At 70.0% G+C, this 18,806-nt stretch carries 16 protein-coding genes; 6 read left to right on the top strand and 10 right to left on the bottom strand.

Features of this window, described 5'->3' with window-relative positions:
• Nucleotides 1-6: 6 nt before the first annotated feature.
• From DXZ73_RS27105 to DXZ73_RS27090, 4 genes are all read left to right on the top strand, one after another.
• Nucleotides 7-540, top strand: a complete 534-nt coding sequence (locus DXZ73_RS27105; RefSeq protein WP_116213653.1) for an alkyl hydroperoxide reductase — start codon at nucleotides 7-9, stop codon at nucleotides 538-540.
• A gap of 424 nt (nucleotides 541-964) precedes the next feature.
• The gene (locus DXZ73_RS27100) at nucleotides 965-1,495 is read left to right on the top strand and encodes a hypothetical protein (protein WP_240351505.1); all 531 of its coding nucleotides are present in this window, start codon (nucleotides 965-967) and stop codon (nucleotides 1,493-1,495) included.
• 161 nt (nucleotides 1,496-1,656) lie between these two features.
• Nucleotides 1,657-5,619 (top strand): GDSL-type esterase/lipase family protein, encoded by a 3,963-nt coding sequence (locus DXZ73_RS27095; protein ID WP_240351504.1) that lies wholly within the window; start codon nucleotides 1,657-1,659, stop codon nucleotides 5,617-5,619.
• Between the two features lie 15 nt (nucleotides 5,620-5,634).
• Nucleotides 5,635-6,132 (top strand): hypothetical protein, encoded by a 498-nt coding sequence (locus DXZ73_RS27090; RefSeq protein ID WP_162890350.1) that lies wholly within the window; start codon nucleotides 5,635-5,637, stop codon nucleotides 6,130-6,132.
• A gap of 81 nt (nucleotides 6,133-6,213) precedes the next feature.
• Here DXZ73_RS27090 and DXZ73_RS27085 read toward each other — a convergent pair whose 3' ends face one another.
• The 4 genes from DXZ73_RS27085 to DXZ73_RS27070 form a co-directional block, all read right to left on the bottom strand.
• Complete coding sequence (locus tag DXZ73_RS27085; RefSeq protein ID WP_116213650.1) at nucleotides 6,214-7,644, bottom strand: AI-2E family transporter; 1,431 nt, start codon at nucleotides 7,642-7,644, stop codon at nucleotides 6,214-6,216.
• 137 nt (nucleotides 7,645-7,781) lie between these two features.
• Complete coding sequence (locus tag DXZ73_RS27080; protein WP_116213649.1) at nucleotides 7,782-8,507, bottom strand: transglycosylase SLT domain-containing protein; 726 nt, start codon at nucleotides 8,505-8,507, stop codon at nucleotides 7,782-7,784.
• A gap of 433 nt (nucleotides 8,508-8,940) precedes the next feature.
• Nucleotides 8,941-10,263, bottom strand: a complete 1,323-nt coding sequence (locus tag DXZ73_RS27075) for a PhoH family protein (RefSeq protein ID WP_116213648.1) — start codon at nucleotides 10,261-10,263, stop codon at nucleotides 8,941-8,943.
• A gap of 357 nt (nucleotides 10,264-10,620) precedes the next feature.
• Nucleotides 10,621-11,382 carry an isoprenyl transferase gene (locus DXZ73_RS27070; protein ID WP_116215883.1) on the bottom strand — a complete coding sequence of 254 codons (762 nt, stop codon included), beginning with the start codon at nucleotides 11,380-11,382 and terminating at the stop codon, nucleotides 10,621-10,623.
• A gap of 105 nt (nucleotides 11,383-11,487) precedes the next feature.
• Between DXZ73_RS27070 and mgrA the strand changes: the two genes are divergently transcribed.
• Nucleotides 11,488-12,546 carry an L-glyceraldehyde 3-phosphate reductase gene (mgrA, locus tag DXZ73_RS27065; protein ID WP_425315867.1) on the top strand — a complete coding sequence of 353 codons (1,059 nt, stop codon included), beginning with the start codon at nucleotides 11,488-11,490 and terminating at the stop codon, nucleotides 12,544-12,546.
• Between the two features lie 408 nt (nucleotides 12,547-12,954).
• Here mgrA and DXZ73_RS27060 read toward each other — a convergent pair whose 3' ends face one another.
• The 3 genes from DXZ73_RS27060 to DXZ73_RS27050 all read right to left on the bottom strand — a co-directional run bounded on the left by DXZ73_RS27060 (nucleotide 12,955) and on the right by DXZ73_RS27050 (nucleotide 15,643).
• Complete coding sequence (locus DXZ73_RS27060) at nucleotides 12,955-14,142, bottom strand: MFS transporter (protein ID WP_116213647.1); 1,188 nt, start codon at nucleotides 14,140-14,142, stop codon at nucleotides 12,955-12,957.
• A gap of 127 nt (nucleotides 14,143-14,269) precedes the next feature.
• Complete coding sequence (locus tag DXZ73_RS27055; protein ID WP_116213646.1) at nucleotides 14,270-14,851, bottom strand: TetR/AcrR family transcriptional regulator; 582 nt, start codon at nucleotides 14,849-14,851, stop codon at nucleotides 14,270-14,272.
• Between the two features lie 66 nt (nucleotides 14,852-14,917).
• Entirely contained in the window at nucleotides 14,918-15,643 is a 726-nt protein-coding gene (locus DXZ73_RS27050; RefSeq protein WP_116213645.1) for a prepilin peptidase, read from the bottom strand.
• A 101-nt stretch (nucleotides 15,644-15,744) separates the two neighbouring features.
• Here DXZ73_RS27050 and DXZ73_RS27045 point away from each other — a divergent pair, with 101 nt between their 5' ends.
• The gene (locus DXZ73_RS27045; RefSeq protein WP_116213644.1) at nucleotides 15,745-16,140 is read left to right on the top strand and encodes a DUF192 domain-containing protein; all 396 of its coding nucleotides are present in this window, start codon (nucleotides 15,745-15,747) and stop codon (nucleotides 16,138-16,140) included.
• A 9-nt stretch (nucleotides 16,141-16,149) separates the two neighbouring features.
• Here DXZ73_RS27045 and DXZ73_RS27040 read toward each other — a convergent pair whose 3' ends face one another.
• The 3 genes from DXZ73_RS27040 to DXZ73_RS27030 form a co-directional block, all read right to left on the bottom strand.
• Complete coding sequence (locus DXZ73_RS27040) at nucleotides 16,150-17,406, bottom strand: hypothetical protein (protein ID WP_162890349.1); 1,257 nt, start codon at nucleotides 17,404-17,406, stop codon at nucleotides 16,150-16,152.
• A gap of 189 nt (nucleotides 17,407-17,595) precedes the next feature.
• Entirely contained in the window at nucleotides 17,596-18,210 is a 615-nt protein-coding gene (locus DXZ73_RS27035) for an OmpA family protein (protein ID WP_240351503.1), read from the bottom strand.
• Nucleotides 18,207-18,785 (bottom strand): hypothetical protein, encoded by a 579-nt coding sequence (locus tag DXZ73_RS27030; protein ID WP_116213642.1) that lies wholly within the window; start codon nucleotides 18,783-18,785, stop codon nucleotides 18,207-18,209. The genes DXZ73_RS27035 and DXZ73_RS27030 overlap by 4 nt, the downstream gene beginning before the upstream one ends.
• Nucleotides 18,786-18,806 lie beyond the last annotated feature (21 nt).

Genomic DNA, 18,806 nt, shown 5'->3' with positions numbered 1-18,806 from the left:
CCTGAGATGGCCCTCGACGAGCTGAAGTCCCGGATACCGGACTTCGCCAAGGACCTGAAGCTGAACCTCGGTTCGGTCATCGGCAACTCCCCGCTCCCGCAGCAGCAGCTGTGGGGCACGGTCCTCGCCTGCGCGATCGCGAGCCGCTCGCCGATCGTGCTGCGGGAACTGGAGCCGGAGGCCAAGGCCAACCTCTCCCCCGAGGCGTACACCGCGGCCAAGTCGGCCGCCGCCATCATGGCGATGAACAACGTCTACTACCGCACCCGGCACCTGCTGTCGGACCCGGAGTACGGCAACCTGCGCGCGGGCCTGCGGATGAACGTCATCGGCAACCCGGGCGTGGAGAAGGTCGACTTCGAGCTGTGGTCGCTGGCCGTCTCCGCGATCAACGGCTGCGGCATGTGCCTCGACTCGCACGAGCAGGTGCTCCGCAAGGCCGGCGTGGACCGCGAGACGATCCAGGAGGCGTTCAAGATCGCCGCCGTCCTCCAGGCGGTCGGCGCGACGCTCGACTCCGAGGCGGTGCTGGCCGAGTAATTCGGCCCACAGCCCGGCGACACGAACAGGGCCCCACCAGGCATTCGCCTGGTGGGGCCCTGTTCGTGTCGCCGGTTCGCCCTGAAGGCAAATGGAATAGGAACTTCCGCCTCCAAGGCGTCAATTGAGCCCATCCACGACCTTTCGTGATCAAGGTCATAGTCACTCCCGGTGACCGTCCCCATCCCGCGACATCAGCGCGCCCACTACATACCGACCTTGCGGGATGTTTTCCGTGACGTTCAGTAGCGCGTGATCCACCTCCGTCCGGCGAGATCGGTCTCCCCCCTTTCCGGCATGCCCCTGTCAGCCGTAGGTTCCTCCTCGATCACCGAGGCGACCCACCCCGCACGACCGGCGGGCCAGGGGAATCGCCTTCTCCGTGATCCCGACCATTCAAGGAACCCAGGGGGAAGGGACAGCCATGTCCATCACCATCAAGTCCGCCGTGCGCGCCATGTCGGCCGTCGCCGTGATCGCCGCGTTCGGCCTCACCGCCCCGCAGGCATCCGCCGCCGACCACTCCGCACCGCGTGCCGGCCTCTCGGCCAAGGCCGACAGCAAGACCCGCGCGTTCGCGGCGGCCAACCCGAAGGCGGTCGCGGCGGCGGGGAACGCCTGCGGCGAGGGTTACGAACTGCAGCGGGCCATTCCGCTCCCGAAGGGCGTCGACCCGAAAATGCGCCTGGCGACCCTTTTCAATTACACCAAGGGCGGCAACAAGGGCGGCTGTTCCATCTATGACAACAACACGGGAAAGTCCCAGACCATGAGCGTCAAGGTGTGCGCATCGATGAGGGGCGCCTGCCAGGAGGACAAGGGTAATTTCACCCAGTACGCCGGGCCGGTCCGCACCGACGAGCCCGTGTGCGCGACCGTCACCGCGTACATGCAGGCCAGCAACGGTGTCCACTTCGCGGACTACAACTCCGAGTACGCCTACCTGTGCGACTGACCGCACCCCGGAATTCGTTGAATTTGGCATGAATTTAATTCACTGAATTCACGATTGCCTGCCGGATTTTTTTGTGTAGCGTATGACCCTGTTGCCGATATCGGCAATTCAAATGACACGGGGTCGATCACGTGAAACGAAGAAATCATTCCATAGCCGTCGTGGCCGCGATAATGGCCGCGGGGGCAACGGCATTCCAGGGGCCGACGTCCTGGGCGCTGGACCGGGCGGCCGCACCGGCCGCCGGTTCCCGGGCCGTACAGCAGGAAGGGTCCTCGCCCGCCGCGGTGGCCCCGAAGGACCGGAAGGCCACCCTCGGCAAGGGGTGGGAGGAGTCGGCGGACCGCGCCTGGACGTCCAGCGGCGACGCCGACGGATTCCACCTCCTCGTCGCGGACAAGAAGAACGGCTATGCCTGGCGGACCGCCGCGACGCTGTCGGAGCCCGGCTTCGACACGGACACGTGGATCGGCAACGCCTGCGTGACCGGCTCCGGGCAGCGCGCGGTGGTCGCCTACGCGCCGCGGACCTTCACCAACAAGGCCGAACTGATGGCCCGTGGCGCGTTCACCGCCGTGGTGGACCTGGCCTCGGGCAAGGTGACCAAGCTGGACAAGCAGGCGTCACTGGCCTACTTCAGCCCCGGCTGCGGCACGGGCGAGACGGCGGTGCTGACACAGGCCGGCGGCGAGGACAAGAACGCCACCCGGCTGATGAAGGTCGACACGCAGGCGGGCACGCTCGCCAAGCCGATCGAGCTCAAGGGCCAGGTCACCTCGGCGGTGCCGGTCGGCAAGGACATCGTCGCGGCGGACGACGCCCGGCTCGTGAGGATCGACGACTCCGGCAGGCGGACCGCGATCGCCACGACGGCCCGGATCCCCTTCCAGCTCAAGCCGGACGGCGACGGCGGCGTGGTCTATCTGGACCGCCCGGTGGACAAGTCCTCCTCGCTCGCCGCCCGGACGGACGCCTCGGCGAAGGGCGAGGTCCGGCGGGTCACCGCCCAGGACATCGCCAAGGGGGACGCGAAGAAGGCCAGGCCCGCGGTCCTGGCCAGCGGTGCCCTGACGAAGATGGACCTTTCGAGCAGTGCCCGCGGCACGGTGTTCATCACCGGTGAGACCAAGGCCGGGGCCGAGCTGCCCGGCTCGGTGAAACGGCCGTCCGGCGCGCCCAAGGAGGCGCAGGCGTCCACCCGCGGCGAGGCGCTCGTCACCGACACCACCTGGGTGGGAACCAAGGACTCCAAGGTCCGCCCGGAGGAGGCGCTCGCCGCCCGTACGGTCAAGATCGGCCTGAAGGTGCTCGGCACCGGCAAGGGCGCCGGGTTCGAGGTCGCACCGGCCAGTGCCGAGAAGACCGCGGCCACGGGCCGCGCGCCTTCGCCGAGCCTGACCGCGGGCGCCCCGGCGAAGGGCTCGGCCAGGCCCCGCGGCGTGACGGGCTCGCCGAGCAACCCCGTCGAGGACGAGCGGTACTGCGCGGTGCCCCGCAACGACCCGGGCAAGCAGGCCATGCAGCCGAAGCCGCGTCAGGTCGAGTGGGCCGTCGACCAGGCCATCACCAACAACCTCAACAAGTTCATCTCGCGCCCGGCGAACTGGAAGAACACGGGGATGTCGGCGTACCAGCCGCAGTCCCTCTTCCCGCGCACCGAACTCGACGGCGGCGGCCGCATTCCGGCCCAGGTGATGCTCGGCATCACCGCGCAGGAGTCGAACATGTGGCAGGCCGCCCGCATGGCCGTGCCCGGTGTCACCGCCAACTCGCTGATCGGCAACTTCTACGGCATCCAGTACAACCCCGACGGCAAGCAGGCCGACCCGTGGGCCATCAACTGGGACAAGGCCGACTGCGGTTACGGCATCACCCAGGTCACCGACGGCATGCGCATGCACGGCAAGGAGAAGCCGGACGAGAAGCCGCTCTCCACGACGCAGCAGGAAGCCGCCGCGCTGGACTACACCGCCAACATCGCCGACGGCATCAACGTCCTCATCGAGAAGTGGAACCAGACCCGCCGTGACGGTCTGATCGTCAACAACGGCAAGCCGCAGTACATGGAGAACTGGTTCTTCGCGCTGTGGGCCTACAACGCGGGCTACTACCCGAAGTCCGAGGCGGGCAAGCACGACGGCCTCTGGGGCGTCGGCTTCACCAACAACCCCGCGAACCCGCTGTGGAAGGCGAACCGTCTGCCCTTCCTGGAGGACGAGAACGGGCGCGACCGCTACAAGGACGCGGCGCACCCCCAGGACTGGCCCTACCAGGAGAAGGTGCTCGGCTGGGCCGCACGGCCCCTCGAAGCCCTGGAGTCGCCGGGCAAGATGGTCTCCGGCTTCCGTCCGGCGTGGTGGACCAACAACTCCGCCCGTACGACGGTGAAGCCCCCGGAGGGCCTGTTCTGCACGGCGTCCAACAGCTGTGACAAGAGCAAGATCGGGCCGAACGACTCGAACATGCCCGGTCTCGGCGCGTGCACCCGGCAGGACCTCAAGTGCTGGTGGAACGAGCCGACCGTGTGGAAGGACTGCGACACGGCCCGCGCGTGCGGGAACGAGATCCTGCGCTTCGACCCCACCTACCCGGAGGAGGCCGACGGCGAGGCCTACAAGCCGAACTGCTCCAAGGACGGCCTGCCCGCGGGCGCGCTCGTCGTCGACGACCTGCCGAACAGTACGCCGACGACCCGGCCGGGCTGCGGCAACAGCTCCTCCGACGGATCGTTCAAGTTCACCTTCGCCGGCAACGAGGGCGGCAACGGCCTCTACCCGTCCAAGATGGATGTCCATCAGCTGGGTGCCGGATACGGTGGCCACTTCTACTTCACCCACACCCGCGGCGACGGCACCGTGACCGACAACCACGACCTGACCGTCACCGGCACCTGGACGCTCGGCCAGCAGATCAACGGCTGGTCCCGGGTCATGGTCCACATACCCGACAACGGTGCGCACACCCGCCAGGCGAAGTATGTGATCGACACCGGCAAGGGCACCAAGTTCCGCGTCGTGCCGCAGCGCACGCAGGAGAACAGGTGGGTCTCCCTGGGCGTCTTCGAGTTCGCCGGCACCCCGAAGGTCTCCCTCGACAACCACTCGCTGGACGGGGACGGCAGCGAGGACGTCGCGTGGGACGCGGTCGCGTTCCAGAAGCTGCCCGGCAAGCCCAAGGACATCGTGGTCGCCATGGGCGACTCGTACTCCTCCGGTGAGGGCGCCTCGAAGTCCGGCGGCGGCGACTACTACAAGGAAACCGACGTCTACGGCGACAACGACAAGCTCCGCAACGCCTGTCACCGGTCCCGCTACGCGTGGTCGCGCCAGGCGAAGCTCGCCGACTCCGGCAGCTCGATCGGTGACCGGTCGGACTCCTGGGACTCCTCCATGGATTACCACCTGATCGCCTGCTCCGGCGCCACGACCGACAACATCCTGCCGGGCGGCGAGGGCGGCAGGGCCGCGTGGGACCAGATGCACTGGGGTGAGCTGACCCAGCTGGACCAGGGCTATCTGGACGAGAACACCTCGCTCGTCACCATCTCCATCGGTGGCAACGACTCCCGGTTCTCGAAGATCATCACCAAGTGCATCTTCGGCGGGATCGGCTGGCCCGAGGTCTGCCAGGAGGGCAAGCTGGGCAACGACGGCGAAGCGCTCAAGGACTCCCAGCCCAAGGTCATGAAGGGCGAGGTGCGGTCCAAGATCGCCCAGACCATGAAGGCCATCCACGCGAAGGCCCCCAACGCCAGGATCGTGCTGATGGGCTACCCGATCCTGCTGGAGAAGGCCGGCTCGTGCATCCCCGGCGTCGGCTCCGCGGAGGCACCCTGGATCAACGAGATGGGTGATCTCATGCTCCAGGTGATGCAGGACGCCACGGCGGACGCCAATGCCGCCGGAGCGAACGTCACGTTCTCCAACCCCAAGGAGTTCTTCAAGGGCAAGGCGGTCTGCGGCGATCCGGAGAGAATTCACGGCATCGTCCTGGACAAGACCCCGGGCGACAACCCGAGCACCTCTGATCAGCCGGCGTCGGGGCAGTCGTTCCACCCGAAGGTCGAGGGGGCCCGGCTCTACGCCGACTCCCTGGAGAGCACTCTCCGGACGATGGGCATGTAGCGAAGGGAGAGGAAGATGCGGAGCGCAGCCCGGGAGGACGGTCCCTCGGCACCACGCGTGAGCGACGACCGGCTGAAGGTTCTCGGCGCAGCCGTGGGCGGCGCCGCCATCGGCTGGGCCGGTCTCGAGATACAGCGCTGGGCCGATGCCGCCGAGTCCCGCGTGTGCCGACGGCACCCCCTCGACGGCTGCCTCACTCTCTACCCCGAGATGGGCATCGCCGGCTGGATCGCGGTGACGCTGGTCGGTTTCGTGGTCCTGCTGTGGGTCCTCGATGTCCGACCGCTGGCCGGGACGGTCACGGCGTGCCTGGCCCTGTCGCTGTGCACGCTGATGACCTGGGCGGATGTCGGAGGGCTCGCACGGTCCTGGATCTTCTACGCGCTGAGCGCGGCCGGGCCCGGGCTGGTAGCCGCCATACGGTCACCCCGTATGCGGCTCCCGGCGTCGATAGCCCTGGCCGTCCTGCTCGCCCCGCTCGTCGTATGGCTGGGGTGGCGGGCCGCCCGTTGATCATCCGGCTCTGAAACGTCGAGGCCGCAGCATCACTGCTGCGGCCTCGACGCGTGTGAGGGGTGGCGGGCCCCACCGGGGTCAGTGCCCGGGTTCGGAGCCTGTCGGTACCGGTGCCGGTGCCGGTGTCTGCGCCGGTTCCGCCGTGCTGACGGCGTGCTCTCTCGAATACGCCCGTAGGTATCCCACGACCGTGTTGGTGACCGCCACCAGCGGCACCGCGACCACCGCGCCGCCGACGCCCGCGATCAGCGAGCCGGCCACGACCGAGAGGATCACGGCCAGCGGATGGACGCGCACGGCGCGGCCGAGGATGAAGGGCTGGAGGACATGGCCCTCGATCTGCTGCACCGCGAGCACCACGACCAGCACCATCGCCGCCGTGAAGATGTCACGCGTCACCAGCGCCACGACGACGGCGAGCGCGCCGGAGGCGACCGCGCCGACGAGGGGGATGAAGGCGAAGAGGAAGATGAAGACGGCCAGCGGCACGGCCAGCGGGACGTCGAGGAAGAACAGCCCCACGCCGATGAAGATCGCGTCGATCAGGGCCACTATCACCGTGCCGCGCACATACGCGGTCAGCGTGGCCCACGCGCGCGGACCCGCGCCCGCCACGCCGTCGCGGGCGGCGCTCGGCACCAGCTTGAGCAGCCACTCCCAGATCTTGGGGCCGTCGTAGAGCAGGAAGAGCGTGCTGAACATCGCCAGCAGGATGCCGGTCAGCACCTCGAGGATCACCTGGACGCCCTCTATGCCGGCCGAGGTGATGTCCTTGGTGTTGCTGCCGATCGCCTTGCTGAGGTTGTCGGCGATGTTGTTGATCTGCACCTCGGTGACATGGAACGGGCTGTTCAGCAGCCAGCGCTTGAGTTCCTTGATGCCGTGCTGCACCTGTTGGGACAGGTCGTCGAGGTTGTCCGTCACCTGCCAGACCACGAACCAGCCGACCAGCCCCATCACGATGAAGCCGGAGACGAAGGTCATGACCGTGGCGAGCCCGCGCGGCACACCGCGCCGCTTGAGCATGGCGACGGTGGGCTGGAGCAGCGCGGTGATCAGCAGACCGGCGACGAAGGCCAGCACCACCAGGCGCACCGCGCTGATCACCCGCATCAGCACCCAGAGCGTTCCGGCCAGGATCAGCAGCCGCCAGCCCACCTCGGCCGCGACCCGCACGCCCCACGGGACGGCGGCGACCGGGTCGGGCCGCGCCGAGACGGCGGGCGCGTAGCTGGGCGGCGGAGGCACGGACTCCTGGGCGGCGGGGGGTTCGGGATCGGTCACCCGCGAACCGGGCGGCCCGGCGGTGGGCGACTCGGCGGCGGGCTGCTCGGTGACGGGCGCGGTGGCCGGATCCGGACGGGGGGCGGGGTCGGAGCCGGATGCGGGGCGGGGCGCCGACTGCGCGTCCGACGCGTCCGACGTCGCCGCCCCGCGGCTGTCGAGACGGTCGGCGAGTCGTATCAGACCCGTCCCCAGGCCGCCGACCCATTGTGGCAATCTGGACATTCTTCTTCCTCTACCCCTCGTCCCCCGTGGTCATCCGTGTCGACGGTACCTGTCTCAAGACGCCACGAAGCCCCCGACCGGTTGAGGTCGGGGGCTTCGTGAAGGCATGGGTCGGGACCGTCAGCGGTCCGGCCGCTCTAGTACCACTGGTTGGCCTGCCAGAACGACCAGGCGGCACAGGGGCTGCCGTAGGCCTCGTTCATGTAGTTGAGGCCCCACTTGATCTGGGTGGCCGGGTTGGTGCGCCAGTCGGCACCGGCCGAGGCCATCTTGCTCGCCGGGAGCGACTGCACCAGACCGTAGGCGCCGGAGGAGGCGTTGGTGGCGGTGTAGTCCCAGCTGCTCTCGTTGTTCACGATGTTGCTGAAGCACTGGAACTGGCCACCGGGGACGATCTGCCGCGCCATCGCCTGGATCTCGGCGACGGAGTAGGAGCCCTTGACCGCGAAGTCGGAGGCGTCGCGGGTGGCGGACCGGCTGCTGACCGCGTCCTTGTCCTCGCGCTCCTTGGCTTCCTTGGCCGCCTTGTCTTCCGCTTCCTTCTTGGCCGCGGCGTCCGCGGCCTCCTTCTTGGCGGTGGCGTCCTCGGCGGCCTGCTTGCGCGCGGTCTCCTCGGCGTCCTTCTTCGCGACCGTGTCGGCGGCGTCGGACTGGGTGTCCGCCTGCTGCGTCAGGAAAGCGGCCTGCTCCTGGACGTTCTGTCCGGCGGGGATGTCCGCGAGGAGGGTCGTGTCGGCTGCGGTGGCCTCGACCTGACCGGTCGTGCCCTGGTCGCTGCCCGACGCGACACCTACGACGGCGCCAACGGTGGTGACCGCGGTGGCGGATGCCACGGCGAACCCCCGGACCGAAATCCGGCTCACACGGTTTCCTTCCAGCATCGCCCGCTTAGGTGACCTCGCGGGCGCAATCGTGCCCCTGGCGCTGGCCCCCGTCTTGCGCGGCCCCGCGGGAAGGCGGGACCGGCCGGTCACAGGAGGCACTGACCCGGTGGGCCCTCCGCAGGGAGGTCCGCGTGATGCTCGGGCGGCATACGACGACGCTGTTCAGTTCTTGTGGTGCAGCACCCGGAGGGTGCTGAAGTGCCGTATGCGGGGCCTGACAGGACCCAGACTCTGCCCGACGTCGACGCCCCGAGGCAATTCCGCGTTGCGTGGGAAAGCTCACATGGTGTTTGGTCCAGGCGATTCACGGAAAGTGCGGCGCGGCACAACAGCGCGCGGCTAAGCTCCTTCGCTCCGCCGCGCGCCGCCGGTTCGGATCACCCCCGGTGGGGCGATTCCCCTGCCCACTCCCTCAGATGCGGCCGTCCTCCAGCATTTCGGTCACCAGTGCCGCGATGGGCGAACGCTCCGAACGCGTCAGCGTGACATGGGAGAAGAGCGGATGTCCCTTCAGCTTTTCGACCACGGCGACCACGCCGTCGTAGCGTCCGACCCGGAGGTTGTCGCGCTGGGCCACGTCATGGGTGAGCACCACCCGCGAATTGGACCCGATGCGCGACAGAACGGTCAGCAGGACATTCCTTTCGAGCGACTGCGCCTCGTCCACGATCACAAAGGCGTCGTGCAGCGACCGCCCGCGGATGTGCGTCAGTGGCAGCACTTCCAGCATGCCGCGCCCGACGACCTCCTCGATCACCTCGGCGCTCGTCACGGCGGAGAGGGTGTCGAAGACGGCCTGCGCCCAGGGGCTCATCTTCTCGGCCTCGCTGCCGGGCAGATACCCCAACTCCTGCCCGCCGACGGCGTACAGCGGGCGGAAGACCATCACCTTCCGGTGCTGCCGGCGCTCCAGGACGGCCTCCAGGCCTGCGCACAGCGCCAGCGCGGACTTGCCCGTGCCCGCCCGGCCGCCCATCGACACGATGCCGATGTCCGGGTCGAGGAGCATGTCGAGCGCCACCCGCTGCTCGGCGCTGCGCCCGTGGATCCCGAACGCCTCGCGGTCGCCCCGCACCAGCCGCACCGAGCCGTCGGCCGTGACCCGGCCCAGCGCCTTGCCGCGCTCCGACTGGAGCACCAGGCCGGTGTGCACGGGCAGTTCGGCCGCTTCCGGCACATATGCCACCTCGGCGGAGTAGAGCTCGTCCACCTGCTCGGCGGTGACGGCGAGTTCCGCCATCCCCGTCCAGCCCGAGTCGGTGATGGCGAGCTCCGCGCGGTACTCCTCCGCGAGCAGCCCGACCGCGGACGCCTTGATCCGCAGCGGCAGGTCCTTGGAGACGACGGTGACGTCGTACCCCTCGGCCTGGAGGTTGCGGGCCACGGCGAGAATGCGCGAGTCGTTGTCACCGAGGCGGAACCCGGCGGGCAGTATGCCGGGGTCCGAGTGATTGAGCTCGACCCGGAGCGTCCCGCCCAGCTCGCCGATCGGGATCGGCGAGTCGAGGCGGCCGAATTGCACCCGGTACCCGTCCAGCAGGCGCAGCGCCTGCCGCGCGAAGTAACCGAGCTCGGGGTGTTGCCTCTTGGCCTCCAGCTCCGTGACCACCACTACGGGCAGCACGACCTCGTGCTCCTCGAAGCGGGCCATGGCACCTGGGTCGGCCAGCAGGACGCTGGTGTCGAGGACATAGGTGCGCCGGTCGTTCTCACGGCGCTTCTTGCTGGTCACCACGGGTGGACGAACCCCCTCGGGGAGAGGTCGGGGCGCGACGACGTCGCCTGGGGAAGTGGGCCGGGTCCATGCCCTTCGAGGGCCGGACGCCGGCCCTCCGCGTCGTCCGCACGGGCCCGCGGGTCCGCTCGGTCCGCACGGTCGTCGTCCGTGTGCAAAGGGCCTCCCGGGCGGGCGGCCCCATGCCACCCGCTGGCAGAGCGACGGTCTTTGGACAGACCGTCGACCTGGAGGGGATATTCCCGCTGGACCGCTTGACCATGCAACGGCATATGCGACGGCGAGGTGAACGCCCGATCCGTCAGCGGCCGTAGCCGCGCCCGAACTCCGCCCGCGGAGCCCGCTCCCGTGCCGCGCTCAGTAGCCGTAGCGGCGGTGCCGCGCCGCGTAATCACGCAGCGCGCGGAGGAAATCGACCTTTCGGAAGGCCGGCCAGAAGACCTCGCAGAAGTAGTACTCCGAGTGCGCGCTCTGCCAGAGCATGAAGCCGGACAGCCGCTGTTCGCCGCTGGTGCGGATCACCAGATCCGGGTCGGGCTGGCCGCGCGTATAGAGGTGCTTGGAAATGTGCTCCACGTCGACCATCTCGGCGAGTTCCTCGAAAGAGGTGCCGTTGTCGGCCGCTTCGAGCACCAGCGAGCGCACCGCGTCCGCGATCTCCTGCCGACCGCCGTAGCCGACCGCGACATTGACCAGTATTCCGTCGACGCCGATGGTGTCCTGCTCGGCCTCCTTGAGCACGGACTGCGTACGGGCGGGCAGCAGGTCCATGGTGCCGACGTGGTGGACGCGCCAGCGGCCGTCCGCGGCGAGTCCGCGCACCGTGTTCTCGATGATGCCGAGCAGCGGGTTGAGCTGGTCCGCGGGCCGGTCGAGGTTGTCGGTGGAGAGCATCCAGAGCGTCACGACCTCGACGTCGGTCTCGGCGCACCAGCCGAGCAGCTCATGGATCTTGTCGGCGCCCGCCTGGTGGCCCTGCTCCAGCGTCCGGCCGTCGGCGCGCGCCCAGCGGCGGTTGCCGTCGAGGATGACTCCGATGTGCTTGGGCACCTGCGCATGGTCGAGGCGGCCTTCCACCCGGCGTGCGTAGAGCCTGTACACCAGGTCGCGCAACTTCACGTCTTCCAGCCCCTCCATGCCACGGCGGTCGCCCCGAGGGCGCCACACTACTGCCCGCGTGTCACGAGAACCCAACTCGGTCTGTCACAGGACCGTGATAGTCAGATGCACATGACCGATTCCACTCATTCCGCTCACCATCGTGCAGCCGAAAATCGCTATGACGCGATGGAGTACCGCCGCACGGGGCACAGCGGCCTCAAGCTGCCCGCCATCTCGCTCGGGCTGTGGCACAACTTCGGCGACGACCGCGCCCTGGAGTCCCAGCGCGCCATTCTCCGCAGGGCCTTCGACCTGGGCGTCACCCACTTCGACCTGGCCAACAACTACGGCCCGCCGCCCGGCTCCGCGGAGCTGAACTTCGGCAAGATCTTCGCGCAGGACTTCCGCCCGTACCGCGATGAAATCGTGCTCGCCACCAAGGCCGGCTATCTCATGCACCCCGGCCCGTACGGCGAGTGGGGCTCCCGGAAATACCTGCTCTCGTCCCTCGACGCGTCGTTGCGCCGAATGGGTGTCGACTACGTCGACATCTTCTACTCGCACCGCTTCGACCCGGAGACCCCGCTGGAGGAGACGATGGGCGCGCTCGCGTCCGCCGTCCAGCAGGGCAAGGCGCTCTACGCGGGCGTGTCGTCGTACAGCGCGGAGAACACCCGTGAGGCGGCGCGCATCCTGCGGGCGATGGGCGTGCCCGCGCTGATCCACCAGCCGTCCTACTCGATGATCAACCGCTGGACGGAGGACGACGGGCTGCTGGACGCCCTGGAGACGGAGGGCATGGGCTGCATCTCCTTCGCGCCGCTGGCGCAGGGGCTGCTCACCGACAAGTACCTGCACGGCGTCCCGGAGGGCTCGCGGGCGTCGCAGGGCAAGTCGCTGGACCCGGGGCTGCTGACGGAGGACGTCGTGCGGCGGCTGCGCGGGCTCGACGGGATCGCCCGGGGGCGCGGCCAGTCGCTGGCCCAGCTCGCCCTGACGTGGGTGCTGCGCGACCCGCGGATGACCTCGGCGCTGATCGGCGCGTCCAGCGTGCGTCAGCTGGAGGCGAACGTGGCCGCGCTCGGTGCTCCGAAGCTGACCGATGAGGAGCTGGTGGAGATCGATTCCTTCGCGGTAAGCACCGAGGGTGTCAATATCTGGGCGCGCCGCAACGGCTCCTAGCCCGTCTCTCAAACCTCATACGAATCATCACGCACCGTGATGTGAGGGAAAGAAAACGGGCCGGTCCGTGGGGGGGATACGGACCGGCCCGAGGGGGGGTTTCCACCTTAACCCCCCTGAGGCCGTGCTCCGCGCACCGACGAGGGTGACGGCGCGTGCGATGCTGACGCTCGGTGACGTTATTGATCTTGAACTCGACGGCGGAGCGACATCGCCCACGACCGCATAGGGCCTGCCAGCGCTGGGCTTACGGCGTAGAACAAGCCATTCGGGACTCGGCCGGATGTCTCCCCTCGGCCCTTACGAAAACTTCCTGAAAATTCATCATCAGCTTGACGCCTTTGACGTCTTTTGGCGGCTGACGGTCCGGGTCTGCCCCACGAGGGGTTCCTGGTGGATTGCACTCTTTTAGGCGATATACCCCTCCGATGGGGCGACCGGGCCCGCCGGTCCGGCCGGGCGGCGGGTGAGGGCGGGGACGAGGGTCAGGATGCCGATCGCGGCCATGCCCGCCCCGATCCACAGCGGCGCCCGCAGCCCGAAGGCGTCGATGGCCGGTCCGCCGACCGAGGTCCCGAAAACGATGCCGAAGGTGATGAACGAGGAGTGGATCGTGTTGACCAGCGGCCCGGCGTTGCCCGCGCGCTGGACGCGGGTGACCATCGCGGGGTTCATGGTGACGCCGACGAGGCCGACGCCCAGCATGAACGCGACCGCCGGTACGGGCAGGTGGGCGAACAGCGCGAACCCGGTGAGGAACGCCAGGTTCAGGGCGAGGCCGCACAGCAGGACGCCGAGGGTGTGGCGGTCGGCGAGGCGCCCGACGACGGTGTTGCCGACCACGGTGGCGGCGCCGTACGCGATGAGGAGCAGCGGCACGGTCCCGGCGGTGAAGCCCGTGACCTCGGTGAGGATCGGGGTGAGGTAGCTGAACGCGGAGAACGTCGCGCCGATGATGAAGGTGCTGGTGGAGAGGGCCAGCCACAGCGCGGGGCGGCGGAAGACGCCCAGTTCGCCCCGCACGCTCCCGCCGTTCTCGCCAGGGGCGCGGTCCAGGCGGGGGACGCCGGCGAGGGTGCACAGCGCGGCGGCGACGGTGAGCGCGGTGACGGCCCAGAAGGCCGCGCGCCAGCCGAGGTGTTCGCCGATCACGGTGGACAGCGGCAGCCCGAGCAGGGTGCCCAGCATCAGGCCGTTCATGGCCACCGCGATGGCGCGGCCGCGCGCCTCGGGGCGGGCCAGTTGGGCGCACAGCGAGATGGAGACGCCGAAGAACGCCTGTGAGGCGACGCCGGTGACGACGCGGGCCACCACCATGGCTCCGTAGGTGGGCGCGGTGGCGGCCAGCACATTGCCGGCCAGGAAGACGGCGAACAGCACCATCAGCGCCTGTTTCTGCCGCAGCCTCAGCACGGCCACGGTGAGGAACGGACCCCCGACGGCCATGGCCACCGCGAAGGCGGTGATGAGGTAGCCGATCTCCGGAATCGTCGCGTCCAACCCCTCGGCCATCTGCGGCATCAGCCCGGCGACGACGAACTCGCCGGTCACCATGGCGAAGATGCCGAGGGCGAGGACATATACGGCTCGTGGCACGGCAGGTCACCTTGTCGTTGTTTCGGAACACGTTCGGGAACAGGTTTTGGAACGCGCAGTTCAAAATCAGGGCGTGAAAAAGCAGGACGGAGGAGGGCGTCGACAGCGGGGGCGGTACGCGGGTGGGTCAGATCGCGGCGAGCGTGGCGCGGGCGACGCCTTCCAGCGCCGAACGGCCGGCCCCCGCGCAGGCGGAGACCCGCATGCCTCCGATGGCGGCGATGACGAAGTGCGCGAGGGCGCGGGCGTCCTTGCCCGCGTCGATGTCACCGGCGCGCTGCCCCTCGGCGATGGCGCCGGTCAGGAGCTCCAGCCGTCTGCCGTAGTCGCGCTCCAGCTCGCGCGCCACCTCGGCGTCACGGCCGGCGAGCTCGACGGCGGTGTTGACGACCAGACAGCCGCGGCGCTCGCCGGGCGGCCCGCATTCCTCCACGACGACGGAATCCAGCAGCGTGCGGAGCTTCTCCCGTACGGGCAGGTCGCCGCCGAACAGGGCCTGTTGGAACTCGGCCCTGCCGTCCATATAGCGCAGCAGGGCCCTGCGGAAGAGGTCGTGCTTGCTCTTGAAGGTGTTGTAGATGCTGCTGCGGCCCAGCCCTGTGGCATCGCACAGATCCTGGGTCGAGGTCGCCTCGTACCCGGCGGTCCAGAACGCCTGCAACGCGGCGTCGACCGCCCTCTCCTCGTCGAACATCCTCGGCCGGGCCATGCCTCGAACCGTACCTGTTTTGGATCACGCGGTCCAATACCTTGGCCCTCGGTGCGCATCCCCCGCTCACGCCCCTGTGGCACCTCCCAGCAGGAGGCCCAGCCACGCGCCCGCGAGCATGAAGGGCCCGAGCGCCAGGGCCGTGCCGCGGGCCGCCCGGCGGGTCATGAGCAGCGTCGTGCCGTAGAGCGAGCCCAGCAGCAGGCCCGCGAAGGCCCCCAGGAAGAGGACCTGCCAGCCGTACCACCCCAGGGCGCAGCCCAGGCCGACCGCCAGCTTCACGTCGCCGAAACCCATGCCGCTCGGGTGGATCAGGAACAGCGCGAGATAGCAGCCGCCCAGCACCGGCCCGCCCAGCAGCGCGCCCGGCCAGGACCCCGCCGACCCGGGTATGAGGGCCGCGAGGCCCAGCAGCGCCGCGACGCCCGCCGCCAGGGGCAGCGTCAGCACGTCCGGCAGCCGCCGCACCGACCGGTCGACCGCCGCGAGCAGCACCGCCACCGGCGCCGCCAGCAGCCACACCGCGAGCTCGGGCCGCGCCCCGACCACCGCGGCGAGCCCCGCGCACACCAGGGCGGTCGCCGCGGCCCACCACGGCGCGCCCGGCGCGTACCGCTCACCGCACTCCCCGCACCGGCCCCGCCCCAGCCAGCCCGCGAGCGCGTGCCCGCACGAGCCCACCGACCGCCACGGCTCCTCCGGCTCCACGCTCAGCCGATAGCGCGCCCGGGGCAGCGACACCCCTGCGACGGCCCCGTACAGGGCGGCGAGAACGATCAACAACGCGTCCATGAACCGAGGTTACGCAGAACCGCCGATCCCCGTCGGAGCCTGTGGATAAAGTGCCCGCGGGGCACCGCGCACCGCACGGGCCACGGCCGAAGGGACCTCTCATGCCGCGTCGGCACGACGGCACCGCAAGGCTCCGCGTCCCGCACGGGGACGGCGCGCCCGGCACGGAAGAGGGCACCGGCCACGACGCCGGCCTCGTGATCCCCCTGGAGGTCGCCGCGTCCTACCGCGCCCGCACCCGCGGTCTCCTCGGCCGTGACTTCTTCGAGGGCGCGCTGCTCCTCACCCCGGCGTCGTCGGTCCACACCTTCCGGATGCGCTTCCCCATCGACGTGGCCTATCTGGACCGGAACTTGACCGTCCTGGCCGTACGCACCATGCGTCCCTGGCGCCTGGGGGCGCCGCGCGTCCGCTCGCGCCATGTGCTGGAGGCGCCGGCGGGGGCCATGCGGCTCTGGGGCCTGCGGCCCGGGGTGCGCGTCGAGATCCTTCCCTGAACGGCGTCCTCACTCCTCGCCGCGCCGGGCCGCCAGCGTCCACCCGCCGAGGCCGAGGAGCAGCAGCGACCCGGTGGTGACGCCCGCGTAGCCGACGGCCCGCAGCCGTCCGTCCCGGTGCCGCACGGCGACCGCCGCCATCGGGCGCGTGCTCCCTCCGGGCTGCCGCGCCTCCTTCCGGGCCGCGCCGACGTCCACGGTGAGCGTGACGGGCACCCGGTCCGGCTTCCCCTGGCCCACCTTGGGGTTCAGACTGACCTGGAGGTAGTACCAGCCCGCGAGGCGCATGCCCCGGGCGGCGTCCCCGCCCGCGCCGCCACTGTCGCCCGCCGCGGCGGGCGTGGTCAGCGAGAGGGTGGCGGGCCTGCCCTGATAGCCGCCGGTCTTGTTCATGACGTAGCCGCGGGCCGCGTTGCTCAGCCCCATCCGCACCCCGGTGATCACATACGGCGGGCCCGCGGCGTCCGGGGCGCTCCCGAACCGGGCCTCCGCCGCGAGCTGCTCGCCGGCGCCGACGGGGACGCGGTAGAAGTGGGTCTCCCCGGGCCGGAGTTCGTCCTTCCAGACGCCGGGGCGGATCTCCGCGGCATCGTTGAACCCGGAACCTCCCTGGACGCCACCGCCCTGGACGCCCACTCCACCACCTCCCTGCCCTGGCGCGGCCCGCGCCGTCCGGTCCCCGGCCGGATCGCTCGCGGACGCCGAATTCGCGGGCACGCTCACGTACTTCAGCTCGACCGGCACGGCGGCCGGGTCGCCGCCCGCCGCGTCGCCGCGCTCCACGACGAGGCGGTACGTCCCCGCCGCCCTGCACGCACCGCCCGCGCCCGCGACCCGCTCCGCGTAGTCGGCGACCGGATAGGCGCCACCGGCCGAGAGGAACGTGCGGTGGCGGCCCACGCCGCACTGTGTGCCGTCCATGGCCTCCAGGGACACCGAAATCCCGTCCCGCGCCCCCATCGAGCTGCCGGGCCGGGGCACGGCCACGGCCGAGACGTACGCGCTGGACTCCGCGTCCAGTTGCACGGCGTAGTGCTTGCGCCGGCCGGGCTCGACGCGGTCCTTGTAGGTGTGCGCGCCCGGCTTCAGCAAGGGGGCGTCGGCGGTGGTCTCGGAGCCGTTCAGCTCCTGCGCGTCCGGGGCCATCCTGTACGAGGTGACGGGGGCGGTGCCCTCCCCTGTCGCTTCCGTCTTCGCGGCGGCGGCGACCAGCATGCTCAGGGCTGCCGCCCCGATGAGTCCGCCTCTCGCTCTCCCCCGGCGCATCTTCCGCCTCCCTAACACGTTCTGGCTTCCCGGGACTTATCCTGCCGCGTGGTGGGTGCTGTACGCGAGGCGCCTGCGGCGGGCTTTGTCCCCTACCCGCCCCTTCCCGAACTGGGGCTCCGCCCCAGACCCCGAAGCACGCTCCGCGCGCTGTCCTCAATCGCCGGACGGGCTGAAATTGCGCACCCACTAGCCGCGTGCGGGGAAGCTCACCTCCACTCGGCGGTTGCGGCGGCGGCCCTCCTCCGAGGAGTTGTCCGCGATCGGGTAGTCCTCGCCGTAGCCCCGTATCTGGTACGTGACGCCCGACGACCCGACATCCAGCGCCAGTTGGCGCTGCACCGCGTTCGCCCGCTGCTTCGACAGCTCCACCCCGTGCTCCGCGGAACCCAGGTTGTCCGTGAACCCGAAGACGCGGAGCGTGGTCGCGTGCCGCTTCCTGACCTCGTCCGCGATCGTCCGGATCCGTTTGTCCGCCTCCCCGCCGAGCGTCGCGCTGTCCTTGTCGAAGAGCACCTCCGCCTGGAGGGCGAAGGTGACGTCGACGTTGGTGTCCTCGCGCCGTTCGCCGCCGTCGCCCGTCTCGACGACGGACTTGATGTCCAGGACCCGGCCGGGCGCGAGCTTCGCGCCGGGGCGCATGCGCAGGCCGTGGGCGGAACCGTCGATCTTCACCGGCGGTCTGGTTTCGGCCTGGCTGCCGGGCCCGCTCTGCGCGCGGGCGGGGGCGGGGGCCGGGGCGGTGACCAGCAGGGCGGTGGACAGGGCCACGGCGACGGCCGGTCCCCAGCCGATCCGGCTCACCCCGAGATCCGCACGCGGACGGACGGCATGGTCGGCACCTGGAAGTCGACGTCCGTGACGTTCTCGGGCGGCGCGGGGAACTGCGCGAATACGGGCCTGCTCTCCTGCGGCTTGATGTTGGTCAGGCCCGTGCTGCACAGGCACTCGCCGTCCGTGTCGCGCAGCACCAGATAGCGCTTCTTGCTCGACCCGTCGACGAGCGAGGCGCCGGAGATGGAGGAGCGGGACTTCATGTCCGTCTCCTTCGACAGCCAGTGGATGGCGTTGAACGGTTTGCTCCCGCCGTTCGTCAGCGTGCCGCTGACGGTGACGAAACCGCCGCTGTCCCGTACCGCGGAATTGACGGCGATGACGACGCCGTCAGGTCCCTTCATCTCGCCTATGACTTCACCGGGCTTGCCGGAGGGGGCGTTCTTCGCGCTGCCCGGAGGGCCGGCCGACTTCTTGGCCGATGCCGCGTCCGCGTCCTTCCCGCCACTGTCGCCGCCGCAGCCGGACACGGCGAGGGCCAGGAGGGACACGGCCGCCACCGCCGCCGCGCGGCTACGGGACTTCGTGCTGTGCCGCATGCTCATGAGGACGCGTCCTTTCGGGGA

Source organism: Streptoverticillium olivoreticuli subsp. olivoreticuli, assembly GCF_003391135.1.
GTDB classification, from domain to species: Bacteria; Actinomycetota; Actinomycetes; order Streptomycetales; family Streptomycetaceae; genus Streptomyces; species Streptomyces blastmyceticus.
Note: the sequence above shows the minus strand (reverse complement) of the source record. Positions and strands in the feature narration are given on the sequence as shown.

Bases quoted from the DNA above. Each gene is read 5' to 3' on its own strand.
- DXZ73_RS27055 (WP_116213646.1), bottom strand. From the start codon at position 14,851: ATGGCCCGGCCGAGGATGTTCGACGAGGAGAGGGCGGTCGACGCCGCG.
- DXZ73_RS27045 (WP_116213644.1), top strand. From the start codon at position 15,745: ATGCCGCGTCGGCACGACGGCACCGCAAGGCTCCGCGTCCCGCACGGG.
- DXZ73_RS27040 (WP_162890349.1), bottom strand. From the start codon at position 17,406: ATGCGCCGGGGGAGAGCGAGAGGCGGACTCATCGGGGCGGCAGCCCTG.
- DXZ73_RS27050 (WP_116213645.1), bottom strand. From the start codon at position 15,643: ATGGACGCGTTGTTGATCGTTCTCGCCGCCCTGTACGGGGCCGTCGCA.
- DXZ73_RS27090 (WP_162890350.1), top strand. From the start codon at position 5,635: ATGCGGAGCGCAGCCCGGGAGGACGGTCCCTCGGCACCACGCGTGAGC.
- DXZ73_RS27085 (WP_116213650.1), bottom strand. From the start codon at position 7,644: ATGTCCAGATTGCCACAATGGGTCGGCGGCCTGGGGACGGGTCTGATA.
- DXZ73_RS27100 (WP_240351505.1), top strand. From the start codon at position 965: ATGTCCATCACCATCAAGTCCGCCGTGCGCGCCATGTCGGCCGTCGCC.
- mgrA (WP_425315867.1), top strand. From the start codon at position 11,488: ATGCACATGACCGATTCCACTCATTCCGCTCACCATCGTGCAGCCGAA.
- DXZ73_RS27030 (WP_116213642.1), bottom strand. From the start codon at position 18,785: ATGAGCATGCGGCACAGCACGAAGTCCCGTAGCCGCGCGGCGGCGGTG.
- DXZ73_RS27105 (WP_116213653.1), top strand. From the start codon at position 7: ATGGCCCTCGACGAGCTGAAGTCCCGGATACCGGACTTCGCCAAGGAC.